Source organism: Ileibacterium valens, assembly GCF_001945525.1.
GTDB lineage: Bacteria > Bacillota_I > Bacilli_A > Erysipelotrichales > Erysipelotrichaceae > Ileibacterium > Ileibacterium valens.
The window spans coordinates 1-23200 of the sequence record NZ_MPJW01000200.1 but is presented as its reverse complement, the minus strand read 5'-3'; the positions used below and the strand labels follow the sequence as shown (position 1 = coordinate 23200).

The 23200-nt window shown below is 41.1% G+C and carries 22 protein-coding genes; 3 read left to right on the top strand and 19 right to left on the bottom strand.

All coding sequences use genetic code 11. The annotated features are described in order from the left end of the window. Positions 1–125: 125 nt before the first annotated feature. From BO222_RS10745 to BO222_RS10705, 8 genes are all read right to left on the bottom strand, one after another. Positions 126–1781, bottom strand: a complete 1656-nt coding sequence (locus BO222_RS10745; protein WP_075820799.1) for an alpha-amylase family glycosyl hydrolase — start codon at positions 1779–1781, stop codon at positions 126–128. Between the two features lie 367 nt (positions 1782–2148). Then, complete coding sequence (locus tag BO222_RS10740) at positions 2149–3702, bottom strand: acyl CoA:acetate/3-ketoacid CoA transferase (RefSeq protein ID WP_075820798.1); 1554 nt, start codon at positions 3700–3702, stop codon at positions 2149–2151. A gap of 17 nt (positions 3703–3719) precedes the next feature. Beyond that, entirely contained in the window at positions 3720–4508 is a 789-nt protein-coding gene (locus tag BO222_RS10735; RefSeq protein WP_075820797.1) for an enoyl-CoA hydratase-related protein, read from the bottom strand. A 254-nt stretch (positions 4509–4762) separates the two neighbouring features. Further along, entirely contained in the window at positions 4763–5602 is an 840-nt protein-coding gene (locus BO222_RS10730; RefSeq protein WP_075820796.1) for a 3-hydroxyacyl-CoA dehydrogenase family protein, read from the bottom strand. 21 nt (positions 5603–5623) lie between these two features. Next, positions 5624–6652, bottom strand: a complete 1029-nt coding sequence (locus BO222_RS10725; RefSeq protein ID WP_075820795.1) for an electron transfer flavoprotein subunit alpha/FixB family protein — start codon at positions 6650–6652, stop codon at positions 5624–5626. A 16-nt stretch (positions 6653–6668) separates the two neighbouring features. Further along, on the bottom strand, positions 6669–7466 hold the full coding sequence (locus BO222_RS10720; RefSeq protein ID WP_075820794.1) for an electron transfer flavoprotein subunit beta/FixA family protein: 798 nt from the start codon (positions 7464–7466) through the stop codon (positions 6669–6671). A gap of 21 nt (positions 7467–7487) precedes the next feature. Beyond that, complete coding sequence (locus BO222_RS10715) at positions 7488–8627, bottom strand: acyl-CoA dehydrogenase (RefSeq protein WP_075820793.1); 1140 nt, start codon at positions 8625–8627, stop codon at positions 7488–7490. A 550-nt stretch (positions 8628–9177) separates the two neighbouring features. Then, complete coding sequence (locus BO222_RS10705) at positions 9178–9627, bottom strand: GTP pyrophosphokinase (RefSeq protein WP_143357011.1); 450 nt, start codon at positions 9625–9627, stop codon at positions 9178–9180. A gap of 305 nt (positions 9628–9932) precedes the next feature. Here BO222_RS10705 and BO222_RS10700 point away from each other — a divergent pair, with 305 nt between their 5' ends. Continuing rightward, entirely contained in the window at positions 9933–11141 is a 1209-nt protein-coding gene (locus BO222_RS10700) for an acetyl-CoA C-acetyltransferase (protein WP_075820790.1), read from the top strand. Positions 11142–11356: 215 nt separating this feature from the next. Here BO222_RS10700 and BO222_RS10695 read toward each other — a convergent pair whose 3' ends face one another. The 11 genes from BO222_RS10695 to gmk form a co-directional block, all read right to left on the bottom strand. Continuing rightward, positions 11357–11980 carry an ABC-2 transporter permease gene (locus BO222_RS10695; protein ID WP_075820789.1) on the bottom strand — a complete coding sequence of 208 codons (624 nt, stop codon included), beginning with the start codon at positions 11978–11980 and terminating at the stop codon, positions 11357–11359. Beyond that, a complete protein-coding gene (locus tag BO222_RS10690) occupies positions 11977–12822 on the bottom strand; it encodes an ABC transporter ATP-binding protein (protein ID WP_075820788.1) in 846 nt (281 codons plus the stop codon). The genes BO222_RS10695 and BO222_RS10690 overlap by 4 nt, the downstream gene beginning before the upstream one ends. Beyond that, on the bottom strand, positions 12819–13196 hold the full coding sequence (locus BO222_RS10685; RefSeq protein ID WP_075820787.1) for a GntR family transcriptional regulator: 378 nt from the start codon (positions 13194–13196) through the stop codon (positions 12819–12821). Before BO222_RS10685 ends, BO222_RS10690 begins: the two co-directional genes overlap by 4 nt. A gap of 334 nt (positions 13197–13530) precedes the next feature. Beyond that, a complete protein-coding gene (locus tag BO222_RS10680) occupies positions 13531–14574 on the bottom strand; it encodes an anthrax toxin lethal factor-related metalloendopeptidase (protein ID WP_075820786.1) in 1044 nt (347 codons plus the stop codon). After that, positions 14558–14950 carry a 30S ribosome-binding factor RbfA gene (gene rbfA, locus BO222_RS10675; protein ID WP_075820785.1) on the bottom strand — a complete coding sequence of 131 codons (393 nt, stop codon included), beginning with the start codon at positions 14948–14950 and terminating at the stop codon, positions 14558–14560. The genes BO222_RS10680 and rbfA overlap by 17 nt, the downstream gene beginning before the upstream one ends. Then, a complete protein-coding gene (gene infB, locus BO222_RS10670; protein ID WP_408606369.1) occupies positions 14940–16850 on the bottom strand; it encodes a translation initiation factor IF-2 in 1911 nt (636 codons plus the stop codon). Before infB ends, rbfA begins: the two co-directional genes overlap by 11 nt. 92 nt (positions 16851–16942) lie before the next feature. Beyond that, complete coding sequence (locus BO222_RS10665) at positions 16943–17287, bottom strand: hypothetical protein (RefSeq protein ID WP_075820784.1); 345 nt, start codon at positions 17285–17287, stop codon at positions 16943–16945. Then, positions 17277–17546, bottom strand: a complete 270-nt coding sequence (gene rnpM / locus BO222_RS10660) for an RNase P modulator RnpM (protein WP_075820783.1) — start codon at positions 17544–17546, stop codon at positions 17277–17279. The genes BO222_RS10665 and rnpM overlap by 11 nt, the downstream gene beginning before the upstream one ends. A 152-nt stretch (positions 17547–17698) precedes the next feature. Further along, the gene (gene nusA, locus BO222_RS10655; protein ID WP_083647798.1) at positions 17699–19396 is read right to left on the bottom strand and encodes a transcription termination factor NusA; all 1698 of its coding nucleotides are present in this window, start codon (positions 19394–19396) and stop codon (positions 17699–17701) included. Between the two features lie 12 nt (positions 19397–19408). Then, entirely contained in the window at positions 19409–19867 is a 459-nt protein-coding gene (gene rimP, locus BO222_RS10650; RefSeq protein WP_075820782.1) for a ribosome maturation factor RimP, read from the bottom strand. Positions 19868–20125: 258 nt separating this feature from the next. After that, entirely contained in the window at positions 20126–20704 is a 579-nt protein-coding gene (gmk, locus tag BO222_RS10645) for a guanylate kinase (RefSeq protein WP_075820781.1), read from the bottom strand. A 474-nt stretch (positions 20705–21178) separates the two neighbouring features. Between gmk and BO222_RS10640 the strand changes: the two genes are divergently transcribed. Together BO222_RS10640 and tnpA are read left to right on the top strand one after the other, a co-directional pair. Then, positions 21179–22822 (top strand): Rqc2 family fibronectin-binding protein, encoded by a 1644-nt coding sequence (locus tag BO222_RS10640; protein ID WP_075820780.1) that lies wholly within the window; start codon positions 21179–21181, stop codon positions 22820–22822. Between the two features lie 90 nt (positions 22823–22912). Further along, positions 22913–23200: IS66 family insertion sequence element accessory protein TnpA (gene tnpA / locus BO222_RS10635; RefSeq protein ID WP_198931968.1), on the top strand; the 288-nt coding region annotated here is incomplete at its 3' end.

The window sequence follows — 23200 nt, the reverse complement described above, 5'->3', positions numbered from 1 at the left end:
AACGGATTTTAGCATATCACAGTTTCATCCTGGATATGAAAACTGCATTGAGCAATCACCGGTGATCCGTTTTAATTAATGGACTTCATAGTCAATGTGGATGATTTATCGTTTTTGAGTCTTGGTTACTTTAATACACAGACGCTCTGAGCCGGCATGAGCAGCTGCCCATTTTCCATATGAACACTCTGGTCAGAAGTCAGTAAAACGCCTCCAATTTCAACAGGTAATCCAGATAAGGTCATATTCTCAACATTTACTTTTTGCTCAGTATCACCAAAATTATAAATTACCATCACTTCCGAATTTTCTACACTCTTTTTTAATACAAGTATATCCTCTGTATTCAGGTCATTTACTACTTCGGTTTTTCCACTGCTGATTGCGGTATAGGAATCACGAAGCAAAATGGCCTGCAGGATAAAGTTCAATACCGAATTTCCATCTTCTTTTTGCTCTGAAAAAGAGCCAAAAGTCAGCTGGTCTCTGATTTCAGCCATCTGATCCTGGCTTTTTTTATCTGGATCAGACTGTTGATCTTTCGAATCAGAATTCTTCTTGGCATTTTCAGAAGATGCTTCCATAAGCACTGGAGATAATGCCTCACTGACTAGATCAAATTCGTTGCTTGGAAGTCCAATTTCATCTCCAGCAGTGATAAAAATCTGACCACTTGAAAGCATCTGCAGAGCCATCAGCATTTTAAATGTATTTGCCTTTTTTTCAGTCTTTAAAAGGTCAAGTGTATTTTCTGGGGTATTTACATATGTGGCTGGATAAGCAATTTTCTGATTGGATTGCTCAATCAGATCACCAAGCTCTTTGGCGCTGATCGTCCCTGTTGCCGCTTTGGCCAGATCTCCTTCGACTCCTGCATTCTTCGATAACGCAATCCATCCATCAACAGACGAAAGATCTGACTCTAAATTGGCTGTACTGAATACAACAATCGCATTTGGGTTGAGCTCAGTGACTGTATTTACAAGCCATGAAGAAAACTCCGCATTTTTCTCCTTGGAATTAGAATAAAATGCGTTCATATCTTCAATATAGAACCCCTGAACTCCCAAAGACAGATAATGTTCAATGACTTTTCTGACCATCGTTCTGAATGCTTCAGAATCCTGTGAAAAATTTGGCGCATCGGTGCCGTTAAATCCCAGATAGAAAAACGGCGAATGACCTAATGGAATCCAGTTTGAATTCGGCTGTTCATCAGTAATTGAAAACATTTGGGCATATTCTGAATTTAAATCGGTAAGCGCGGCTTCCTTTCCCAGCTCGTTTGCATGTTTTAGTACGTCTTCAAAATATGGAGATTTCACTGAGCAGGAGGATAGATCCAGGTTAATCATTACAGGAATATCCAGCTCATTTCCCTTTTGAGTCAGTTCAGTGAGGTATTCTTCATTTCCTACTTCGCTGTTCAATTTGAAATAATCCAGAACAAAACCAGCTGAATCTTCAGAAATGATGTCAGTTAAATACACCCCCGTCATATTCAAATCTTTTTCTGCCAGTGATGGATCATCATCACTTAAGTATGGAAGAGCGTCGATGACTCCCTTTAAATCACCTTTGCCATCCCCATTGGAATCCCTAAAATATTTTGTATTGATCTCATACCAGAGCCTGGCATTTGGATCAGCAAAATAGACATTTTTATTGTTAATCTCTTCCATTAAGGAAAGAGCAGTTGTTTTTTCAGAATTTACACTAGAGCATCCTGCCACACTGATTAGAAGTGCAGCTGCGGCTAAAGCTTGAATAATCTTTCTCATTCGATAAAGAACCCCTTGCCTTATAATCTTTAATAATCATTGATACTGTCAGTATCTAATTTCTTTTCCCCTGGCTTTCGCCAACTTCTATTATAGTCAAATCAGACCATGCTTGCCAAAACAGTTCTGAATTTGATGAACTAACTTTGAAACTGTCTGAAAACTATGAAAATCAGTGAAAGGCAAAAAAGTATATTTCTTTATCTTCTATTTCTGAATAAGCTGATCTGTATTGTTTCTCGTTGAGAATTCATACAAAAAGCCAGCTCATACCTGCTTTTGTATGAACTGGCATTAATAAAGAATGTATTTAAATACTAAATTTAGATTTTGAACTAAAAAAACAAATTCCAATTTAACTCTGAATTTACGAGTTAGCTTGAAGCCCCATTTTTTCGTCCTTGAATAATCTTTCATCCATTAGTTTGAGATCTTTTGAGATCTTTGGGGTGAATTCCATCTGATCGAGAATGTCCTTTTGTAAATCGACTCCAGGTGCAATTTCTGTCAGGGTAAATACTCCATCATGAAGTTCAAAAACTGCGCGTTCAGTTACATATAATACTTTCTGATTGGCTTTTTTAGCGAACTCTGAAGAGAATGTAATCTGATCGATCGCATTCTTAAACTTCTTAACGGCCCCTTCCTGAACAATTTCAAGTTTCCCGTCGCCGATTTTTTCTTTGAGTCCCTTAGCCGTGAAAGTGCCGCAGAATACAACAACGGGAGTGGATTGGGTAATATTGATAAATCCACCGCACCCTGCAATTCTAGGACCAAATCGGGATACGTTGATATTACCATTCTTATCACACTCAGCCAGTCCTAAGAAAGCCTGATCGAGACCTCCGCCATCATAGAAGTCGAACATGGCTGGAGAGTCAATTGTGCACTCAGGATTGGTTGCAGAGCCAAACCCTACCCCACTTGAAGGAACTCCTCCGATGTTCCCGGCTTCTACAGTCAGTTTCAGACCAGGCAGATTTTCTTCATTGGCTACTTTGGCAATTCCTTCGGGAATACCGATTCCAAGGTTTACCACCGCATTAGGACTTAGTTCCATGGCAGCCCGTCGGCTGATGACTTTTCGAGCATTTAAAGGCATGGCTTCGATTTGATTCATTGGCTTCTTAATCTGTCCGGAAAGTTCTGGCAGATATGGATTCATATAAGTCTGCCAATGATTCTCAGGAGTTCCTTTTACGATATAGTCGATACAGATTCCGGGAACTTTGACATCCTTCGGATTTAAGGAACCATCCGCAACGACATCTTCGACCTGAGCAATCACGATGCCCCCATTATTTTTAACCGCCTGAGCCATCGCTAAAGCGTCCAGAAAAGCAGCTTCCTTTTCCATGGTCATATTTCCGCTTTCATCTGCATATGTACCACGAATTACTCCGACATCGATCTTCAGAGGTTTATAACGAAGGTATTCCTCGCCATCAATGACCATCAGTTCTACCAGGTCTTCTTTTGTAATATCATTCATTTTACCGCCCTGTAAACGCGGATCGACAAATGTATTCAGACCGATTTTTGTGATGACTCCTGGGCGATTGCCAGCGATCTCGCGAAGAAGCTGGCTTAATGTTCCAATTGGCAGATTCCAGGCCTGGACTTTATTCTCATTCACGAGTTTTGCCAGCGCTGGGACCAGATTCCAATGCCCACCTACGATGGATCGAAGCAAACCTTCATGGGCCAGATGATTCATTCCAAGTTTATCTGTTCCATCGCCAACATTTGTTGGGAAGAAGAGATCTACATTGTTAGGATGCCCGGTTTTTAAGAATCTTTCTTCAATGGCATAAGTGATTTCCTGAGGGTGACACATGCCAATGAATCCGCTCATCGATACCCGGTCCCCATCCTGAATCAGTTCGGCAGCCTGTTGAGGCGTAATTACTTTACTCATTTAAAAGCTCCTGTAATTTATTTATTCTTAAACTGTTTAGCTGGTTTTTCCTTATTTTTATCAAGGAAGTATTCCATTCCATAAGTCTGATCTTCAGTATTGAAGCAGTTGGAGAATTCGTCGACTTCGATCGCAATGCCTTCATCCATTGTACCTTCCAGGCCTTTGTTGATCGCCCGTTTGCTTGCGGCTACGGCTTTAGGAGCATTCTTGGCAATGCCTTTTGCTAATTTCATTGCAGCATTCATCAGTTCTTCCTGTGGATAAACTGCATTTACCAGACCAATCTGAAGTGCTTTATCAGCCTTGATGTTTCTGCCCCCATAGATAATTTCTTTTGCGATGCCAACTGGAACGATACGGGCTAGTCTCTGAGTTCCGCCAAAGCCAGGAGTAATTCCTAATCCTACTTCTGGCTGACCAAAAACCGCATTATCTGCAGCCAGACGAATATCGCAGGACATAGCCAGTTCGTTGCCGCCGCCAAGAGCAAATCCATTGATAGCAGCAATTACCGGTTTATCCATTGTTTCGATCTGACGGAAAATTTTGTTTCCATAAGCACCGTATTCAGCGGCTTCTTCCTGATTCTTATCCTTCATTTCAGCGATATCTGCGCCAGCAACAAAAGATTTTGGACCTGCACCAGTGATAATGACTGCGTAAGTATCATCATCCGCAGCAACAGTATTCACAGCTTCTTCAAGATCTTTTAATACTGCAGTAGAAAGGGCATTCAGAGCCTTTGGGTTATTAATAGTAATTGTTGAAACATTACCGTCTTTTTCTAAAAGTACGTATTCCATGATTAATCCTTTCCTGAAATAGAAATAAAGCTGATCCATTTAATGGTGATCATCCGTTCTCTTAATATAAAATCGATCAAATCGAAAAATTATAGAAAAATGAAAAGGGAGAAACTGGTTTGCTTCTCCCTTTTCTGTTTAATTCTGGACAGGATGAAGACCATCCGGATATTAATGATTATAAATACTTATGGATGCTGATTGAATACCCATAAGCATCTTGTATATTTATCGATTTCTAATTTACAGAAAAACTATTTCTTGTAGTTGTAGAAACCTTCACCAGTTTTACGTCCAAGCTTGCCAGCACGAACCATTTTCTTTAACAGAGTAGTTGGACGATATTTTGGATCGCCAGTTTCATCATAAAGAACGTTCATGATTGCAAGAACGATATCAAGACCGATTAAGTCACCTAAAGCAAGTGGACCCATTGGATGGTTGGCACCAAGCTGCATCGCTGTATCGATGTCTTCTACAGACGCGATGCCTTCCTGCAGAATGCCAGTCGCTTCGTTTACCATTGGGATCAGGATACGGTTTACAACGAAACCAGGTCCTTCGTTCACTTCAACCGGAGTTTTACCGATTTCTTTAGCTGTTTCGATGACAAAAGTCTTTGTTTCTTCCGGAGTATTGGCACCAGAGATGACTTCAACTAATTTCATGCGGTCAGCCGGGTTGAAGAAGTGCATACCGATGACTGGATGTTTGATTCCATTTGCGATTTCGGTAATGGATAAAGAAGAAGTATTTGTTCCAAATACAGCATCTTCTTTAACGATGTCATCAAGTTTTTTGAAGACTTCTTTTTTCAGCTTCATGTCTTCAAGAGCGGCTTCAACGATCAGATCCGCATCTGCAAGATCTTCATATTCACCAGCTTTGAGGTTGGCTTTAGCAGCTTCTGCATCTTCAGCAGAAATTTTGCCTTTAGCAACGAGCTTATCTTTGGAAGCTTTAATTTTATTGATTCCGTTTTCAGCCCATTCTTTTTTTACGTCAACTACAGTTACGTCGTTTCCAGCAGAAGCAAAGGCATTAGCAATGCCCTGTCCCATGGTTCCGGCGCCGATTACACCAATTTTTTTCATTGTTACAATTCTCCTCAATTATTAAGCTTTTCTTGCTTTTTTCAGCCCTTCTACCAGGAGCGGCAGAACCTGGTTAACGTCACCGATAAATCCAAGGTTGGAAATTGTGAAAATTTCAGCTTCAGGATCACGGTTGATTGCAATGATAAAGTCTGATTTTTCCATACCAGCCACATGCTGTACAGCACCGGAAATACCACAGGCAATGTACAGAGTTGGACGAACTGTTTTACCAGTCTGACCAACCTGGCGTGATTTATCCATGAAGCCATCTTCAACAACGGCACGTGTAGCACAGACTTCACCGCCGAGTTCCTTGGCAGCTTCTTCAAGAAGAGGAAGACATCCTTCAGCACCACGTCCGGCACCGATCAAGATATTGCATTTAGCGATATCTACGCCTTCAATTTTCTTTGGAAGAACTTCTTCAACAACAACTTCGGGTTCTGTTGAATTCCAAACCGGAGCAAATTCAATTACTTCTCCAGTTCTTGTTTCATCAACAGGAGCTAAGTCAAATACTTTTGGTCGAATGGTAGCCATCTGCGGGCGAGTATTCGGGCAGACGATGGTACCAAACAGGTTACCGCCAAATGTTGGACGAGTAACGAGCAGTAATGCGTCGCCATCAGCAACCTTTGTTGGATCAATTTCGATGCCAGTCGCATCAGCAGTCAGTCCGGCATTGATGCGGGCTGCCACACGTGGAGCCAGGTCGCGTCCAAGAACTGTAGCTCCAGTCAGTAATGAATCAGGTTTGAATTCATTGATGACCTGAGTCAGAGCATCTGTATAGAACTGTGTGGAATAATCCTTCAGCAGTGGATCGTCAACAACGATCACCTTGTCAGCGCCATGGGCAATAACATCCTGTGCTTTATCTTTTACGTTTTCGCCAAGCAGAACTCCGACTACCTGAAAACCAAGTTCAGGAGCGGAAGCAACCAGCTTGCGAGCCTCGGAAATCAGCTCATAGCCAACTTCGGCAGGCTCAGAGTCTTTCTGTTCAACAAAAACATAAATGTCTTTGTAATCTGGAAATGTAGCCATTCTTGTGATTCCCTTTCTACTTCTTGATCAGCTGCTTTTCTTTGAGAGCTTCAACAATGCGGTCTGCAGTTTCATCAGCTGGCAGATCGAATTTTTCAGTAGCAGCGGAAACGTTTTTGGTGAAGGTTCTGTGAACCTTGGTTGGAGAACCAGCCAGACCGATCAGGTCCTGCGGCAGGTCATCTTTAATATCATCGTAAGTCATGATCTGGACTGGATTATTGAAAGAATCAACAATGTCAATGCAGTTCATGTAACGTGGCTTATTCATACCGGAAAGAGTAGTAATTACAGCCGGCAGCTTCACTTTGACTACCTGTTCTTCATCTTCGAGAGATTTTTTAACTTTGGCGTATTCAGGAGTCAGTTCAAGGATTTCGTCAACATAAGTTACCTGAGGCAGACCTAAACGCTCAGCGGTCTGTGGACCAACCTGAGCAGTATCCCCATCGATAGCCTGACGTCCGGCAATGATAAAGTCATAACCGATTTTGTTTAAAGCCGCAGCAAGAGTACGGCTGGTTGCGCAGGTGTCAGCACCGCCAAGACGACGGTCAGTTAACAGAACTGCGTGATCAGCACCGCGGGCAATCGCTTCTTGAAGCATGCCAGCAGCCTGAGGAGGTCCCATGGACACAACAGTGATGTCGATGGAATCATCTTTGTCTTTTAAAGCCAGAGCGGCTTCAAGTCCGGCAAGGTCATCCGGATTCATAATGGAAGGTACGCCATCGCGGACGAGAGTTCCTGTGTTTTTATCAACAGTAATTTCTGTGGAGTCCGGTACCTGTTTGATCAATACAGCAATTTTCATTTTTCCCAGATTCCTTTCCAATTAGCGAAGCAGTGCTCCGGAGATAACCATACGCTGTACTTCGGAAGTTCCTTCATAGATCTCAGTAATCTTAGCGTCACGGAACATTCTTTCAACAGGCAGGTCACGGGTATAACCATATCCACCCATCAGCTGAATGCACTTAGTTGTTACATCCATTGCGGTTTCAGCTGCAAATAATTTAGCTTCCGCTGCAAGAACGGTATAAGGTTTGCCTTCTTCTTTAGCCATCGCAGCTCTGTAAACAAGCATTTTTGCAGCATCGATCTGAGTCTGCATATTAGCAAGCTGGAACTGGGTGTTCTGGAATTTAGCGATTGGACGGCCGAACTGTTTTCTCTGCTTAACGTATTCAACCGTTTCAGCTAATGCGCCTTCAGCAATACCAAGAGCCTGAGCTGCAATACCAATACGTCCGCCATCAAGAGTGGACATAGCAATTTTGAATCCCTGTCCTTCTTTTCCAAGAAGGTTTTCTTTCGGAACACGTGCATTATTAAAGATCAGCTCGGAAGTAGCGGAACCGCGAATACCAAGTTTCTTTTCATGCTGTCCGATTGTGAAGCCCGGAGTATCCTTATCGACGATAAAGGCGGAGATACCACGAGTTCCTTTTGACTTGTCTGTCATTGCAAAAATGATGTAGACATCAGCTTCACCGGCATTGGTGATAAAAATCTTTGTTCCATTGATGACATAATCATCGCCATCAAGTACGGCTGTAGTCTGCTGGCCAGCAGCGTCAGTACCTGCGTTTGGTTCAGTCAGACCAAATGCACCAAGTTTTTCTCCGCTGGCTAAAGCAGTCAGATACTTTTCTTTCTGTTCAGGAGTTCCATACTGAGCGATTGGCCAGGTTCCCAGGGACGTATGAGCGGAAAGTACAACACCTGTTGTTGCACATGTTTTGCTCAGTTCTTCGACTGCCAGAATGTAGGACAGATAATCCGCACCGGCTCCGCCGTATTCTCTTGGATATGGGATACCAAGCATTTTTGCCTGCCGCATGACTTCAACGCTTTCTTTTGGGAAACGTTCTTTTTCATCAACGTCAGCAGCGTTTTCTTTGACTTCTGCTTCGGCAACTTCCCGGAACAACTTCTGCATCAGTTTCTGTTGTTCTGTTAAATTGAAATCCATAAAATTGAAGTTCTCCTTTCCTCTTTCGAACGAATTTAGGATTTATACGGAGAATCGCTCCGCATCAAATCCATAATAAAACCACTCTTAATTTTGTCAATGCTATTTGTAAATCTTTTCACAATTCTAAAAGCGCTTTATTCTAACGGATTCCCGTTGATACAAGCGCTTACACATATGATTTACAGCCATAAATTAATATAGAAAGAGATACACCATAAAATCCCATTATTTTTCATTTCATTTTGTTCAAATTTTTGCAGCAGTTTTACATCACTTGAAAAAAAGTTATTTCAAAGCACAATTATGGTGATTTATCAAACGTTTTGCATTGAACCTCTTTTTGTTTCAAGACATATTGTTAAAATGCAAAAGAACTTCAGCAAACATACTGAAGTTCCATTAAAAATTTTCAATTTTGATGTGATTATCCATTTAAGAAGTGAATCAGATGGATTATTAAATTGTAAATCTCAGATCAGCTGGCTAAGAAGTTTATTCATTCTGAAAACCCAACTTTAAATCTGATGTATAGGAATCAGCTTATCGATCAACAGGCGGACTGTAAGAAGGATAGAGCATTTTGTTTTTGCATGATTTTCTTCTGAGAAGTTTCATTCATACCCGCGGTGACTTGCTGCAAAAGAAGATCATAGCTTAAATCCTGAATCAGGACTTTTTTAGCCAGTTCATTTTTGCTAACTCGTCGCAGGTAGGTCTCAAAAGACATAGTTTTCGGCCGTGTAAGAAGCGTAATTGCTTCAAGGATACATTTCGAGAATCCCAGGGCGGCCAATTCTGTCAAGTTCATAGTTCTGTCCTCCAGAATGTCTTTTAGAAGAGCCGTACAGATCTCGTTTTCATGTTCCATCTGAGATGCAATGTAGTACAGATGGAAAATGTATGGACTTCCCAAACGATCAAGATGATGTTCATGAGCCTTATAACTGAGATCCAATGCTTTATTGATGAGCGGTGTGCATAACATGATAAATACCAAACCTTTCCTGCTATTCATACCGCGGGTATCACTGTAACCAGTTTATCGTTATTTTTAAGAATTTTCAAAGATTACACATTAGTTTTTCAAGAATTTACATTTTGTTTCATTCTTACCTCTTAAAACAAAAGCTGTTTTTTTATCCGTGTTTATGAACCTGCTGATGTTTGATCTCCAAAACTTTATATAAAAATCCAAAATGGTCTATTTCTAAAGTGAAAATTTTCACACATCAAATTGAATTGTATTTTTATTGTGATAGTATGGGTTCGTAAAACTCATTACGAGTAGAAAGAGGATATTTAATGTCTCAGAAAGCTTATATTGTTGGCGCTAAGCGAAGCGCAATCGGAACTTTCATGGGTTCCCTGAAGAATGTCACTCCTGCAGAAATGGGAGCTACCGTTCTTAAAGCTGCTCTTGAAGAAGCTAACGTAAAACCTGATCAGGTCAGCGAAGTAATTATCGGTAACGTAATTTCTGCTGGTCTTGGACAGAATATTGCCCGTCACATTTCATTGGATGCTGGAATTCCTCAGAGTGTTCCTGCACATGCCATTAACATGGTTTGTGGATCCGGCCTTGAAGCTGTTATTGAAGCGGCTATTCGTGTTCAGGCAGGATGGGGCGATATTTTTGTAGCCGGTGGTGTTGAAAATATGTCTGCAGCTCCTTACCTGATCAGCGGCAAAAACCGTCAGGGTGTAAAAATGGGCAACCAGACTGTGGTTGACTCCATGGTTAACGATGGACTGACTGACGCTATGAACAACATTCACATGGGTGTTACAGCAGAAAACATCGCAAAAAAATATAACATCACCCGCGAAATGCAGGACGAATTTGCACTGGCTTCCCAGGAAAAAGCCCTCAAAGCAATCGCTGATGGCAAATTCAAAGATGAAATTGTTCCAATCGAAATCAAAGAAAGAAAGAAAACTGTTGTTTTCGATACCGATGAACATCCAAGACAGACCAGCATGGAACTCTTAGCTAAACTGCGTCCAGCGTTCATCAAAGATGGTACAGTGACTGCCGGTAATGCTTCTGGTATCAATGACGGCGCTTCGATGTGTATTGTAGCCAGCGAAGAAGCTGTTAAAAAATATGATCTGAAACCAATCGCTGAGATCATCGGTCTTGGTCAGGGTGGTGTTGATCCACTTACAATGGGTCTTGGCCCTACTCCAGCTATTCTCAATGCTCTGAAATATGCTCACATGTCTCTTGATCAGATGCAGTTAATCGAGCTGAATGAAGCATTCGCATCTCAGTCCTTAGGTGTAATCCATGAACTGATTGAAAACACCGGTATTGATCGCGAAGCTCTGATGTCCATTACAAACGTAAATGGTGGAGCGATCGCTTTAGGTCATCCAGTTGGTGCTTCTGGAAACCGTATTCTTGTTTCCCTGCTTCACGAAATGCAGAAACGTCACCTGACTTATGGTCTGGCTTCACTTTGCATCGGTGGAGGAATGGGTGTAGCTGTAATCGTTAAAATGTGCGATTAATTTACAAGCAGAATATAATAATCATAATCCATATTAGTATCCGTCATGAGAATTCGATGATTTGATCGAATTCTCATTTTTTGATTGTTTGAATTTTCGCTTTTTACAATTATATGCTTATCAGTATTTATGTCAGGATTTCTATATAGAGGTAATTATCTATACGAAAACGCCCAGGATCGAAGAAGTATGGTCCTGAGCGTTTTCATTTGTTATTAAAATTCTTCACTTTTTACAATTTGATAGCTGATCAGCATCGAAACCGAAATGAACAATATGATAAGAATCACTCCAGATGCAGTCAGTATGATTGGATGAATATGACCTATCTGTCCAAAAACACTGACAAGCTCATCCTGATATTCCATTAAAGAAATGACAGCCAATACAAGAGCCATGGACAAAAACATGGTTACAATTTGTGAATTACTTTTAAATTTTAAGTTGATGGGAATCAGAATACTGGCAGGAATGGAAATAATCAAAAGCTGCAGCAGAATCTGACCTGTAAATTCAGCTTCAGAAGTCTTCAATATGAATGAAGATATCCATAAAACGATGACTTGAGCCAGAAAAGCTCCACCAAAAATCAGAGCATATTTTTCAATAACAAAGTCTTTTCTAGAAAAAGGCATCGTAAAAAGCATTCTCGCATTATTGGCTTCGACTTCAATCAGAAGTGATCGGATCAATATGATTATGATCAGTAAAGGTGCCATTGACATCAGAATATTCGAGTCTCCACCAAATACAAAGGCAGCCATGATGAATAGAAAAACCATAAATAATCTTTTTTGAGAAATCAAAAATTGCAGATCAAGAGTAAATAATCCTTTCATACAGATTCTCCTTCATACATCAGCAGCAGATCATCAATATTGCCATGTTCAACAGCAAGCCAGGGGTAGTTCTCCTCATAAAATTGAATATCTTTAACCAGAACATCTGTTCCATTTCTTGTTTTCTTTTGACGGATGACCTGCTGCAGATCAACCTTGTTGTAATCCTGATCCAGGATATGAACAATGCCATATCCGTCTTTCAAAGTTTCAACGTCCTCGTGAAGAACAATTCTTCCCGAAGAAATCAGGTAAAAGTCATCGCAGAAGTTTTCCAGATCTGAGGAAATATGAGAGCTGATCAATATAGAATGTTCTGGATTTTCCATGTATTCTCTGAGCAAATCCAGAATTTCATTTCTCGCTGCGACATCAAGACCTGCCGTCGGTTCATCGAGCAGCAAAAGCTTTGGATGATGCGATAAAGCGGAAATCACTTTGAGTCTGACTTTCATACCGGTAGAATAGTTTTGTATTTCCTGGTTTTTTGGCAGATTAAATCGATTGACCAGCCTGTCATAATAATTTGCATCAAAAGATGAATAAAAAGCCTTCAGCACTTTTTTTATCTGCTCGACTGTTAGAGATGGAATGAAAGTGGATTCCGATAACACAACTCCAATCTCTTCCTTTTGTTTCTTGCTTAAAGTCCATGCATTTTGATCAAAGACGTTGACTATGCCAGAATCTGGCTTCATTAATCCCGTTAATAATCGAAATAACGTCGTTTTACCCGATCCATTCAGTCCGAGTAAGGCTGTGATTGAATTTTTTGGAATATCAAGATTTGCATTGAGCTGGAATTCTCCATAATTTTTTACGGCATTTTGAATGTGAATCATTTGTATTCCTCCAAGAGAAGTGAAACAAGATCAACAATATCTTCATCACTCATTTTCATTAACTTTGCTTTCTGTATGGCCTGAAGCAAACTCTCTTCAAGCTGTTTCTGCATTTCTTCCTGCAGTAAATTTGGATTTATTTTAGAAACATAAGTTCCCTTTCCATGAATGGTACAGACAAGGCCTTCCTCTTCCAAAAGGTCATAGGCCTTCTTTGCCGTCAGCGCAGAGATTCGAAAATCTTTAGCAAGCGAACGAACAGAAGGTAAGGGTTCCTCACTTTTCAGCTGGCCATTTCGTATCTGACTGCGAATTTGTTCGGCAATCTGCTCATAGATCGGAATCATCGAAGAATGCGATATCTGAATATTCATGACTATCTAGCTCCTTAGGACAAAAACAGTATATAACAGTTGAATACATATGTAAACACCATATAACAGTAAGTCAGTTCTATATTTAATTCAGATATAAACGACAAACATATGAATAAATTCCGAAAAGTGCATTACAACTGCCTGCCCCAAAAAAAAAACGTACCTTTTGTTCAGGTACGATTAAATTGAAAAAGACGAAAGGATAATCATCAATGGCAAAATGCAAAGCCAGAATCCAGCACATTAGAAATGATTTTATTCATCGATCTTAATGACCTTTCGTCGATTTATTAACAGAAAGATTGAAGTGATGATCTGCCATATTGTCCATTTAATTTTCTACTGAATTTTCAGAAGGATCCATCAGGTTATCTTCCGACTTTGATTTCTGGTTCTGTATCTTCTCCTGATTCTGGATCTCTTCCTGATATGGAAATCGATCCAGAAAAAATTGATAAATATCTGGAGCAATCTGTTTCATCAGATCAGGATACAAAAAATAAAATACGCTGGCTTCCGCAAAATACTCTTCCCTTGCACTCGCTCCATAATCGCCAAACAGATCAGGATCCTCTTCATAAAACTGATTAAACTCTTCTGATTCACTCAGAAGATCCTGAATACCGGTTGAATAATAGTCGAGCAGATGAGCGAGTTCGTGTACTATCGTTTCTCTGAAGAATATCGGATCATTCAAAAACACAGTACTTCCATCCTTCAGATAAGTGTAAAGGACGTTTGCGTCATCAAAAATTACACGGATACAGCTTGCAGCCTGAAGAGTCGATGAAACACCAAATACTTCTTCCAGAGAAGCTATATCTGAATTATTCTGAAGAAACAGGGAATCTTCCATCAGATAAACAGCCGCTGAATACTGAGTCAGAATTTCAGGCAGCGATTCAATGAATTGTCTTGTTGTTTCGAGCTGCTCTGAATTGAGAGTTTCTGAAGTCTTTTCATCATCCACCCAATAAACCAGCAAGGGCTCTTCTGTCAGCAAAACCGAATTTGGATAAAGCGGAGTCCTTTTCTGAACATTTTTCTGCTGAGAAATCTTCAGATCAAGAATATAGGCTGAAGCAATATCTGCAATCTGAACTCCTCTGAAATACAGACTAAGCAAAAGAGATGATATGGCAATCAGACAGATTGCTAACTTCATTACAGGATTTTTGAACGAGCGGTATAAAAACACAAAACAGAAAACAGCTATAGGAAAAAACCAGAGCTGCCAGTGCCCAACTTCGTAATGAAGAACTTCCCAGAGGTTCAGTGACGAAATTTCAAAAATCAGGATCCCTGCCCCCCATAAAAGTGAAATGAGCAGGTTTCTGATAAAAGCAAGAAAAGCAGAACTAGTTCTGCTTTTCATCGTCCAAACCTTCTTCAGGTTCTTCTACGGGTTTTGTGGTTCTGCTGATATCAGCCAGGATATTTTCAATTTTACGGCCCTTTTCAAGAGTCTTATCCTGAACAAAAATCAGATCCGGAACTTTATAGGCTTTAACATTCTTCGCAACGATCGAACGAATGAAACCCTTCGACTGACGAAGAATCTTCATTCCTGCATCATTGCGGTCCTGTTTTCCCAAGAAGCTGACATAAACCTTTGCCTGTGACATATCGCGGGTGCATTGAACATCCGTAACCGTTACAAAACCAAGTTTAGGATTTTTCAGCTCGAATTGCAGGATCCGACTGATTTCTCGCAGCAGAATCTGGTCCATTCTGTCCTGTTTAATCGTCATTTTTTACTTCCTGATCCTCGAATGCTTCGATCACATCTCCAACTTTAATATCGTTGAAGTTCTCTATTGTCATACCACATTCAAAGCCCTGGTTCACTTCTTTTACATCGTTTTCAAAGCGGCGCAGGCTTCCCAGCTTACCTGTATAAACAACAATTCCATCACGAATCAGACGAACACCCGAATCACGTTTGATCATTCCATCAGTGACATAGCATCCAGCGATCGTTCCAACTTTGGAAACTTTATAAATCTGACGAACTTCAGCTTGTCCAGTAATGACTTCCTCGTATACAGGAGCAAGCAGACCTTTCATGGCACCTTCTAATTCTTCAAGCGCTTTATAGATGATGTTGTGCAGACGGATTTCTACGCCTTCCTCTTCCGCTTTTTTACGGATTGCCGCAGTAGGACGGATGTTGAATCCATAGATGATGGCATTCGAAGCACTTGCCAGCATAATGTCACTTTCAGTGATCGTTCCAACTGTCGAACGGATAACATTCACCTTAACAGTATCCACATCCAGTTTTTCTACAGAAGCTTTTAATGCTTCAGCAGAACCCTGAACATCCGCTTTGATCAGGACATTGATTTCCTTGACATCTCCTTCAGAAATCATACGGGCCATGTCTTCAAGGGAACGGGCAGATGTCGCATTTCTTTCACGTTCAATCTTCTTATTTTCACGGGACTGTGCAATTTCCGCTGCCTTCTTATAAGAGTCATAAACCATGAAGACGTCACCGGCCTGTGGAACCTCATTCAGACCGATAATCTCAACAGGCATGCTTGGACCTGCAGTTTTCAGTTCCTGACCACGATCATTGGTCATTTTACGAATACGTCCGTAAGCAGATCCTACAACAAGGGAATCGGCTGCTTTCAGAGTTCCCTGCTGAATGAGCAGAGTAGCGACCGGTCCACGGCCTTTATCCAGTTTGGCTTCAACTACAGTTCCGCTAGCTAATGTTTTTGGATTAGCCTTTAATTCCTGCATTTCTGCGACCAGGAGAATGGATTCAAGAAGATCATCGACTCCCTGACCATTACGGGCTGAAATTTCAACAAAGATATTATCTCCGCCCCATTCTTCAGGCATTACCCCTTCGTTGGCCAGCTCGCTCATCACACGTTCGGGATTGGCTCCAGCCTTATCAATCTTATTGACTGCTACTACAATAGGTACTCCAGCAGCTCTGGCGTGGTCAATGGATTCCTTGGTCTGAGGCATGACACCATCATCTGCTGCAACGATCAATACAACAATATCCGTGATCTGTGCTCCACGGGCCCGCATGGCTGTGAAGGCTTCATGACCAGGAGTATCAAGGAATGTTACTTTCTTTCCGCTTACAGAAACCTGGTAAGCACCAATATGCTGAGTAATACCTCCAAATTCTCCACTGGTTACATGTGAATTTCGAATGGTATCAAGCAAAGTGGTTTTACCATGGTCAACATGCCCCATGATGGTAACAACTGGTGGTCTGCTGACGAGATCCTTTTCATCAAAGACGCGGTTGGAAATCTGTTCTTCGATATCATCTTCGTCAATAATAATTTCTTTGTGAGGAGTGACATTGAAATTCATGCAGATCAGTTCAATATCTTCATCGCTTAATGTGGTATTGATGGTCGACATATTGCCGAGCATGAACAGAAACTTAATAATCTCTGATGAATTTCTCTTCATCAGTTCTGCTAACTGACCAACGCTCAGCTGTGTGGAATAAGTAATTTCTTTTGGATATTCCACCTTTGGTCTTGGTGCGTAGTTATTACCGCGTCCGTTATTGCGGCCGCGATTATTATTCCGGTTGTTATTATTCTTATTGTTATTTTTGTTTCTGTTGTTCGTGTTTGTGTTTTTTCTGCGCTGTGGCTTGTTTGCCATCATTTCACCATCCTTAACTTCCAATCAGGATTTCCTGATTCAACCGCACGAAGACTGAATCAGGAAATTCCTGGTTCAGTCTGTTATCAGGCGGTTCATTTCTTTTCAGTATCAGCCGACAGATTAAAATCGGCCGAAGTTGACTTATCTGAAGTCAATTTTTCAATCAGAGATGCGGCAAACCCCTGATCGGTAATTCCATAGGCACTGGCTGCCTTATTGGAAATCGAATTAAAACGAAGCTCATCCAGTTCGAATGCAGGAATTCCTGCTGTTTTCGATTTATTGAGAATTTTCTTTTTCGAATTGTTCCCAATTGTGCTGGTATAAATCACCAGCTTCGAGCTTCCATTAATGATTGAAGGAATCAGTCCTTCACCACGAATGGTTTTTCCAGCCCGAATTGCCATCTGGATTGAATTGACTACTTTATCCTGCATGGATCAGTCTCTCAAGTTCTTCATAAACCTCTTCAGGAATCTCGCATTCAAGCGCTCTGGCTAAAGCTTTGGATTTCCTGGCTTTGGAAAGCGTTTCAAGCGATTTCTGAATATAGGCTCCATGACCGTTTTTCTTACCACTCAGATCTACGCACACTGTGTTTTCAGGCGTGCGAACAACCCGGATCAGTTCTTTTTTTGGAAAACGGTCCTGAGTTACGACGCACTTGCGCATCGGTATTTTTCTTACTGCTGGCATTTTCCGCTCCTTCAATTAAAGATTCAGGCAAATTGGTCAATGCGAATTGAAGAATGGGACATCAAAGAATTCCTGCAAAGGACAACCTGTTCATTACAGGAATTCAAAGATTCAAATATTTCAGAATAATCGATTCAGAAGATCAGATCGCTCTAATATTCATCATCATAATATTCATCATATTCTTCGTAATCAACATCCTCATTCCAGCTTGCAGAGAGTTCTTCTTCGAGTTCATTCTCTTCAATCTCTGCAAGTTCGTCTTCAGTATAAATAGGCTGCATGGCAGTGTAAGCTGGTTTTTTCTTAAGCACCGGTTTACGTTCTTCCTGCTTTTCGTTTTTATAGCTGTGTTTATGATCATTTTTCTTGCTGGATGGCTGCGCTGGAGCAGCTTCAGCTGCAGATTCGAATTTGGATGTGTAACTCTGTTCCCGACGTTCAGCCAAGGATTTACGTTTTTCCTTGGCAATCCGAGCCGCTTCTTCCATCTCTTCAACATCTTTTTCATTTTCTGCAGGGGCTTCTTGATTTGCGTTCGGAGCAGCAGATGGAATCTGTTCAGCTTCTTTTCGAGATTCTGGAACGTAGTCATCGTCATCGTAGGTAAAGTCTACAGAATCAATATCGATGGCATCTGGACTTTCGGCACGCAGTTCGTCAATTCTCTGCTGCTGCTTATAAGCACGTTCAGCCGCTTTCCTGGCTTCGTATTCAGCATGCATTTCATCTGCAATTGCCTGATAGTCGATACCAAGTTCCTTCATTTCTGACTGAGATTTGATATCAATACGGTGGTTTGTCAGTTTTACAGCAAGACGGGCATTCTGACCTTTTTTACCAATAGCCAAGGAAAGCTGATTGTCTGGTACCACAGCAATCAATCCGCCTCTAGGCCCATCCTTAGGAATGACAACAACACCAGCTGCTGGTGAAAGGGCGTTGGCTACAAGCTGCTGGATATCATCAGACCATTCAAAGATATCAATCTTTTCCCCATTCAGTTCCTGAATGATTGCCTGTACACGGCTTCCTTTTGGACCAATGCAGGCTCCGATTGGGTCGATATTTTCATTGTGGGAATAAACCGCGATCTTGGCCCGCATTCCCGGATCACGGGCAATGGCTTTGATTTCAATGGTTCCGTTATAAATTTCAGGAACTTCTTTTTCAAACAGTCGTTTGATAAAAACGGGATCAGCCCGGGATACAAGAATCTGAGCTCCCTTGCTTTCCTTGTTTACATCAGTGATCACTACTTTAATATGTTCGCCATCAAAGTAATGTTCAGTTGGAATCTGGTCATTCTTTTTCATCATGGCCAAGGTGCTTCCGTTTTGATGTTTGCCTTCCTTATCGGCTCCAAGCAGGACTAAAATAAAACGATCTTCGGCGGATTCAACAATTCCTTCGACCATTTCTCCCACCTGGTCGACATACTTCTCATAAATCACAGCTTTTTCAGCTTCACGGATTTTTGTTTTAATCACACTTTTGGCGAGAGTGATAGCTGCTCGATCGAAATTGTTTAAGGATACTTCTTCGTCAATGAGATCCCCAATTTCTGCATCCGGTTTAACCTTTTTTGCATCCTCGAGACTGATTTCAAATTCTTCATCATCAACATTTTCAACCGTTTCACGCTGACGGAAAACTTTCATATTCCCGTTGTTGATTTCAGTGCGGACTTTAAGGTCCTTTAATCCAGACTGTTTCTGGTACGCTTTTTCCATGGCTTCGGAAAGTGCTTCTTCAACAACATCTTTTGGAAGATTGCGGCTTTCGGCAATGTTCAAGAAAGCAAATTCCTGCTGTTCAGTTTTCTTTTTTGATTTTGATTTTCCTGGCATATAAAATCACCTTCACATTTTGACTGCTGTCATGATCAGAGCAATGTTGTCTTTGGAAATCTCAGCTTTCTTCGGTCTTCCCTTATCAAAGTAGGAAATAACGACTGAATCGTTATCGACACGGCTCAGATCACCTATATAATCAGCTCTTCCCTTTTCAGGTTTTTTTAGTTTTACATAAACATATTTACCCAGGGCTGCAGCAATTTCTTCATCGTTTCGCAGTTCCCTTTCAGCACCAGGGGAGCAGACTTCGAGCATATATTCACCCGGAATCTCATCGGTTTCATCGAGATGAGTGCTGATTCTGTCGCTGACTGCACTACAGGTGTCCAGATCGATCGTTCCATCGTTTTTCTCAATACTGATTCTCAGCACAGGAGGTTTCATGGAAGTGTCCCATTCGACCTCGTACAACCGGCAGCCCATTTCCTGCAGGAGCGGGATCAGCCAAGTTTTCAAATTGTCCATTCGTTTGTCGGTCGGAAAATAAATCCCGACAGCGTCTCCTTTCTTGCTTCAGCCATCAAAATGACCGGCATTTCCTTATTGTTTAAGGTACTAAATAAAATCTTTGGGGAGTGGATATCCACTCCCCAAAGGTTTTTATCGATTGAATGATACCACTATGCCCCAAATTGCTCAAGCCATTGGAATAAGCAGGGATTCTGACGGTCGAGAAATGCAAAATTCCTGCTCGGTAACAGCGTTTTTTTAGATTCTGAAAGCTTATTCAAACGTTCCGTCCATAATATGACTGACTTCTGAAATCGCCTGTTCAATTTGATCGTTGACGACCACATACTTGTAGGATTTCATCTCTTTCATTTCATCTTTCGCTTTTTTCAGGCGATCACGAATTTCCTCATCCTGTTCAGAATCCCGGCCGATGATTCTTTTTTTGAGTTCTTCTTCAGAAGGCGGAGCCATAAAAATGGATACAGTCTGCGGCAAGTTGCTCATAACCTGTTTGGCTCCGTTGGTTTCGATTTCAAGAAGAACATTGACACCCTGATCTAAAAGCTTTTTGACTGGAGCCTTAGGAGTTCCATAGTAGTTTCCAAAGTGTTCGTCATACTCAAGCAGCTCATGATTTTCAATGGCTTTTTCGAACGTGTCTCTGGAAACAAAATAGTACGAAACTCCGTCAATTTCTCCTTCTCTTGGCCTTCTTGTGGTCATAGAAATCGAAATTTGAGTATTCAGAGCATTCAGATCAAGCCCCTTGCAAACCGTTCCCTTTCCCACTCCAGAAGGACCGCTTAGTACAAAAAGCTTTCCCTTTTCATTTGATTCCTGATTTGTCATAAATTTCTCACTTTCCTTTGTATTGACAGAAAACCGATTGCCAATGAATCATTCTGTCAGGATTTTAGCGTTAAAGTTCATGCTATGATGGTGTAAGCCCGATGGATGCCTGTGCAATTACCTGCTGGGATCCAGTTCAATTGATTCTCATTCAACTGAATCAATCCGGCTGACCAGAACAATATATTTATTATTGTTTAACCATAAACTGTCAAATTGCAAGCAGATAATCGACAAGCTAATAAAAAATGCTTTATAGCTACAAAGCGGCCTTGCACTTTTCAACCTATGAAATAAAAGAGTTTGAAAAAAAACTCATATTTCAAATAAGACTCAATCGTAATCAGCTGTGGTATATGTGTTTTGCCGCTATGATTGGATTGCCGCTTTTACTGTCCTGCCGTATGATTCTTGTTTATTTTATTTATTTTGTTTAATTGCATTTATCACATTTTAGTTAGGAAGGTGAATACCATGGCTCTTGATGGACTTTTGATAGCCGGAATAAATTCGGCACTTCAGGAGATGAAGGGATGCAAGATCTCCCGGATTCAGTCTCTTTCCGAAGAGGAAGTCCTGATCTCGGCTCATAAGAAGGGTTTTGCCGCAAAATTAGTCATCAATACCCATTCCAATACAAACCGAATTTATCTGGCAAAGGAAGCCAGAGACTTTCTGCAGACTCCAACCAATTTCGTCATGCTTTTACGAAAATATATTTCACAGGGCATCATAACCGGAATATCTCAGATCGGCTTTGACCGAATTCTGAAGTTTGCAATTCTGGGACATAACGAACTGGGAGATCCTATCGAATATGACCTTTATGCTGAACTGATGGGAAAATATTCCAACCTGGTTCTGGTAGACCATCATTCATCCACCATCATTGACTGTCTGAAGAGAATTCCTGTTTTTGAAAACTCCAAACGGCTTCTTCATCCTGGGGCTAAATATACTTTGCCAGCTCCTCAGCAGAAAATGTCCCCTCTATCTGTTGATGGTCTGGATCTGGAGAGCTCTCTGGTAAAACAGGTTGAGGGATTTTCTCCACTTTTATCAAAGGAATATCTGTACCGGATTCATCATGGCGAATCTTTTGAAGAAATCACTTCTGAGCTTCTCAGTTCTGATCATCTTTACGTTTATGAAAAAGAGTTTCATCTGATCCCCATCAGACATTTGAATCAAACTCCTAAAATTTATCCATTAATGGAAGGTTTGAATTCTCTTTATGGAAAAGATGAAAAGAAAATCCGCATTCAGGAACAGTGCGGAGATGTTTTTAAAGCCGTAGACCGGGAGATCAAAAAGCTGAAGAAAAAGATTCCAAAACTGGAAGCTTCGCTGGAAGAATCGAAAGATTATGACAAATATCGTGAATACGGCGATTTGATCTTTGCCTGGATGGGGCAGCTCAAAAAAGATAAAGTCATAGAGGTTCAATCCTTTGAAGATGATAAAGTCGTTCGCATCGAGCTGGATATGCGCTATGATCTCAAGGACAATGCCAATCTGTTTTACAAAAAATACCATAAGCTCAAACGGGGAGAGACTATTCTCAAAGAACAGATTGAACAGGCTCGAAAAGAATTGGCTTATTTTGAACAGATGGCCGAACAGCTGCAGGTTGCTGGTGTGGATGACGCTCTGGAAATTCGCGAAGAATTGATCAGAAACCGTGTTCTCATGACAAAAAAGAACAATCTGAGAAGGAAAAAGCAAAAGGCGCCCAATATCCTGAATCTATCAATGGATGATTGTGAAATAATCGTAGGAAAGAACAATCTTCAGAATCAGTACATTCTCAGTAAAATCGCAAATAAGCAGGACCTGTGGTTTCATGTCAAAGACTATCATGGTGCGTATGTGATTTTAAAAACAGATGAAGCGACTGAAGAACAGATACGGCTGTGTGCTCAATTAGCTGCCTGGTTTTCAAAAGGAAGAAATTCATCGAGTGTTCCCGTCGACTATACTCAGGTTTCTCAATTGAGAAAAGTCCCAGGAGCTAAGGTTGGATTCATTACGATGAAACGCTACAGGACTATTTTTATTGACCCGGATGCTCAAAAAATTGAAAGTCTGATTTCTCAAAAGAAATCAGATCGCAGCTGATTCTTAAAACGTAACCTTTTGAAATTTGCATGGGCTTAGATCCTCCGGTTCCAGTCGATATTCTGTATTCGACTAGAACTGGAGGATTTTATGCATAATTATCTGTTTTCCAAATCCCGTGAACTGAATCAGGAACAGTGGATGAACCTGGTTGATCAATATCAGGTGTCAGGTCTGACTCAGGCTGGCTTCTGCGTCCAAAACGGCCTGGCTTTATCCACCTTCCAGTACTGGCGCAGAAAAGCTGCCGCCGTATCGCCTGCTTCAGCGGCTCTTGAATTCGTAGAAATTGACAGGACGGTCTTCCTGGATTTGGAAGGATCAGACGAGAGTCCAAAGCCGGTGATTGAAATCACTGACAGCGACCGAACGATCCGT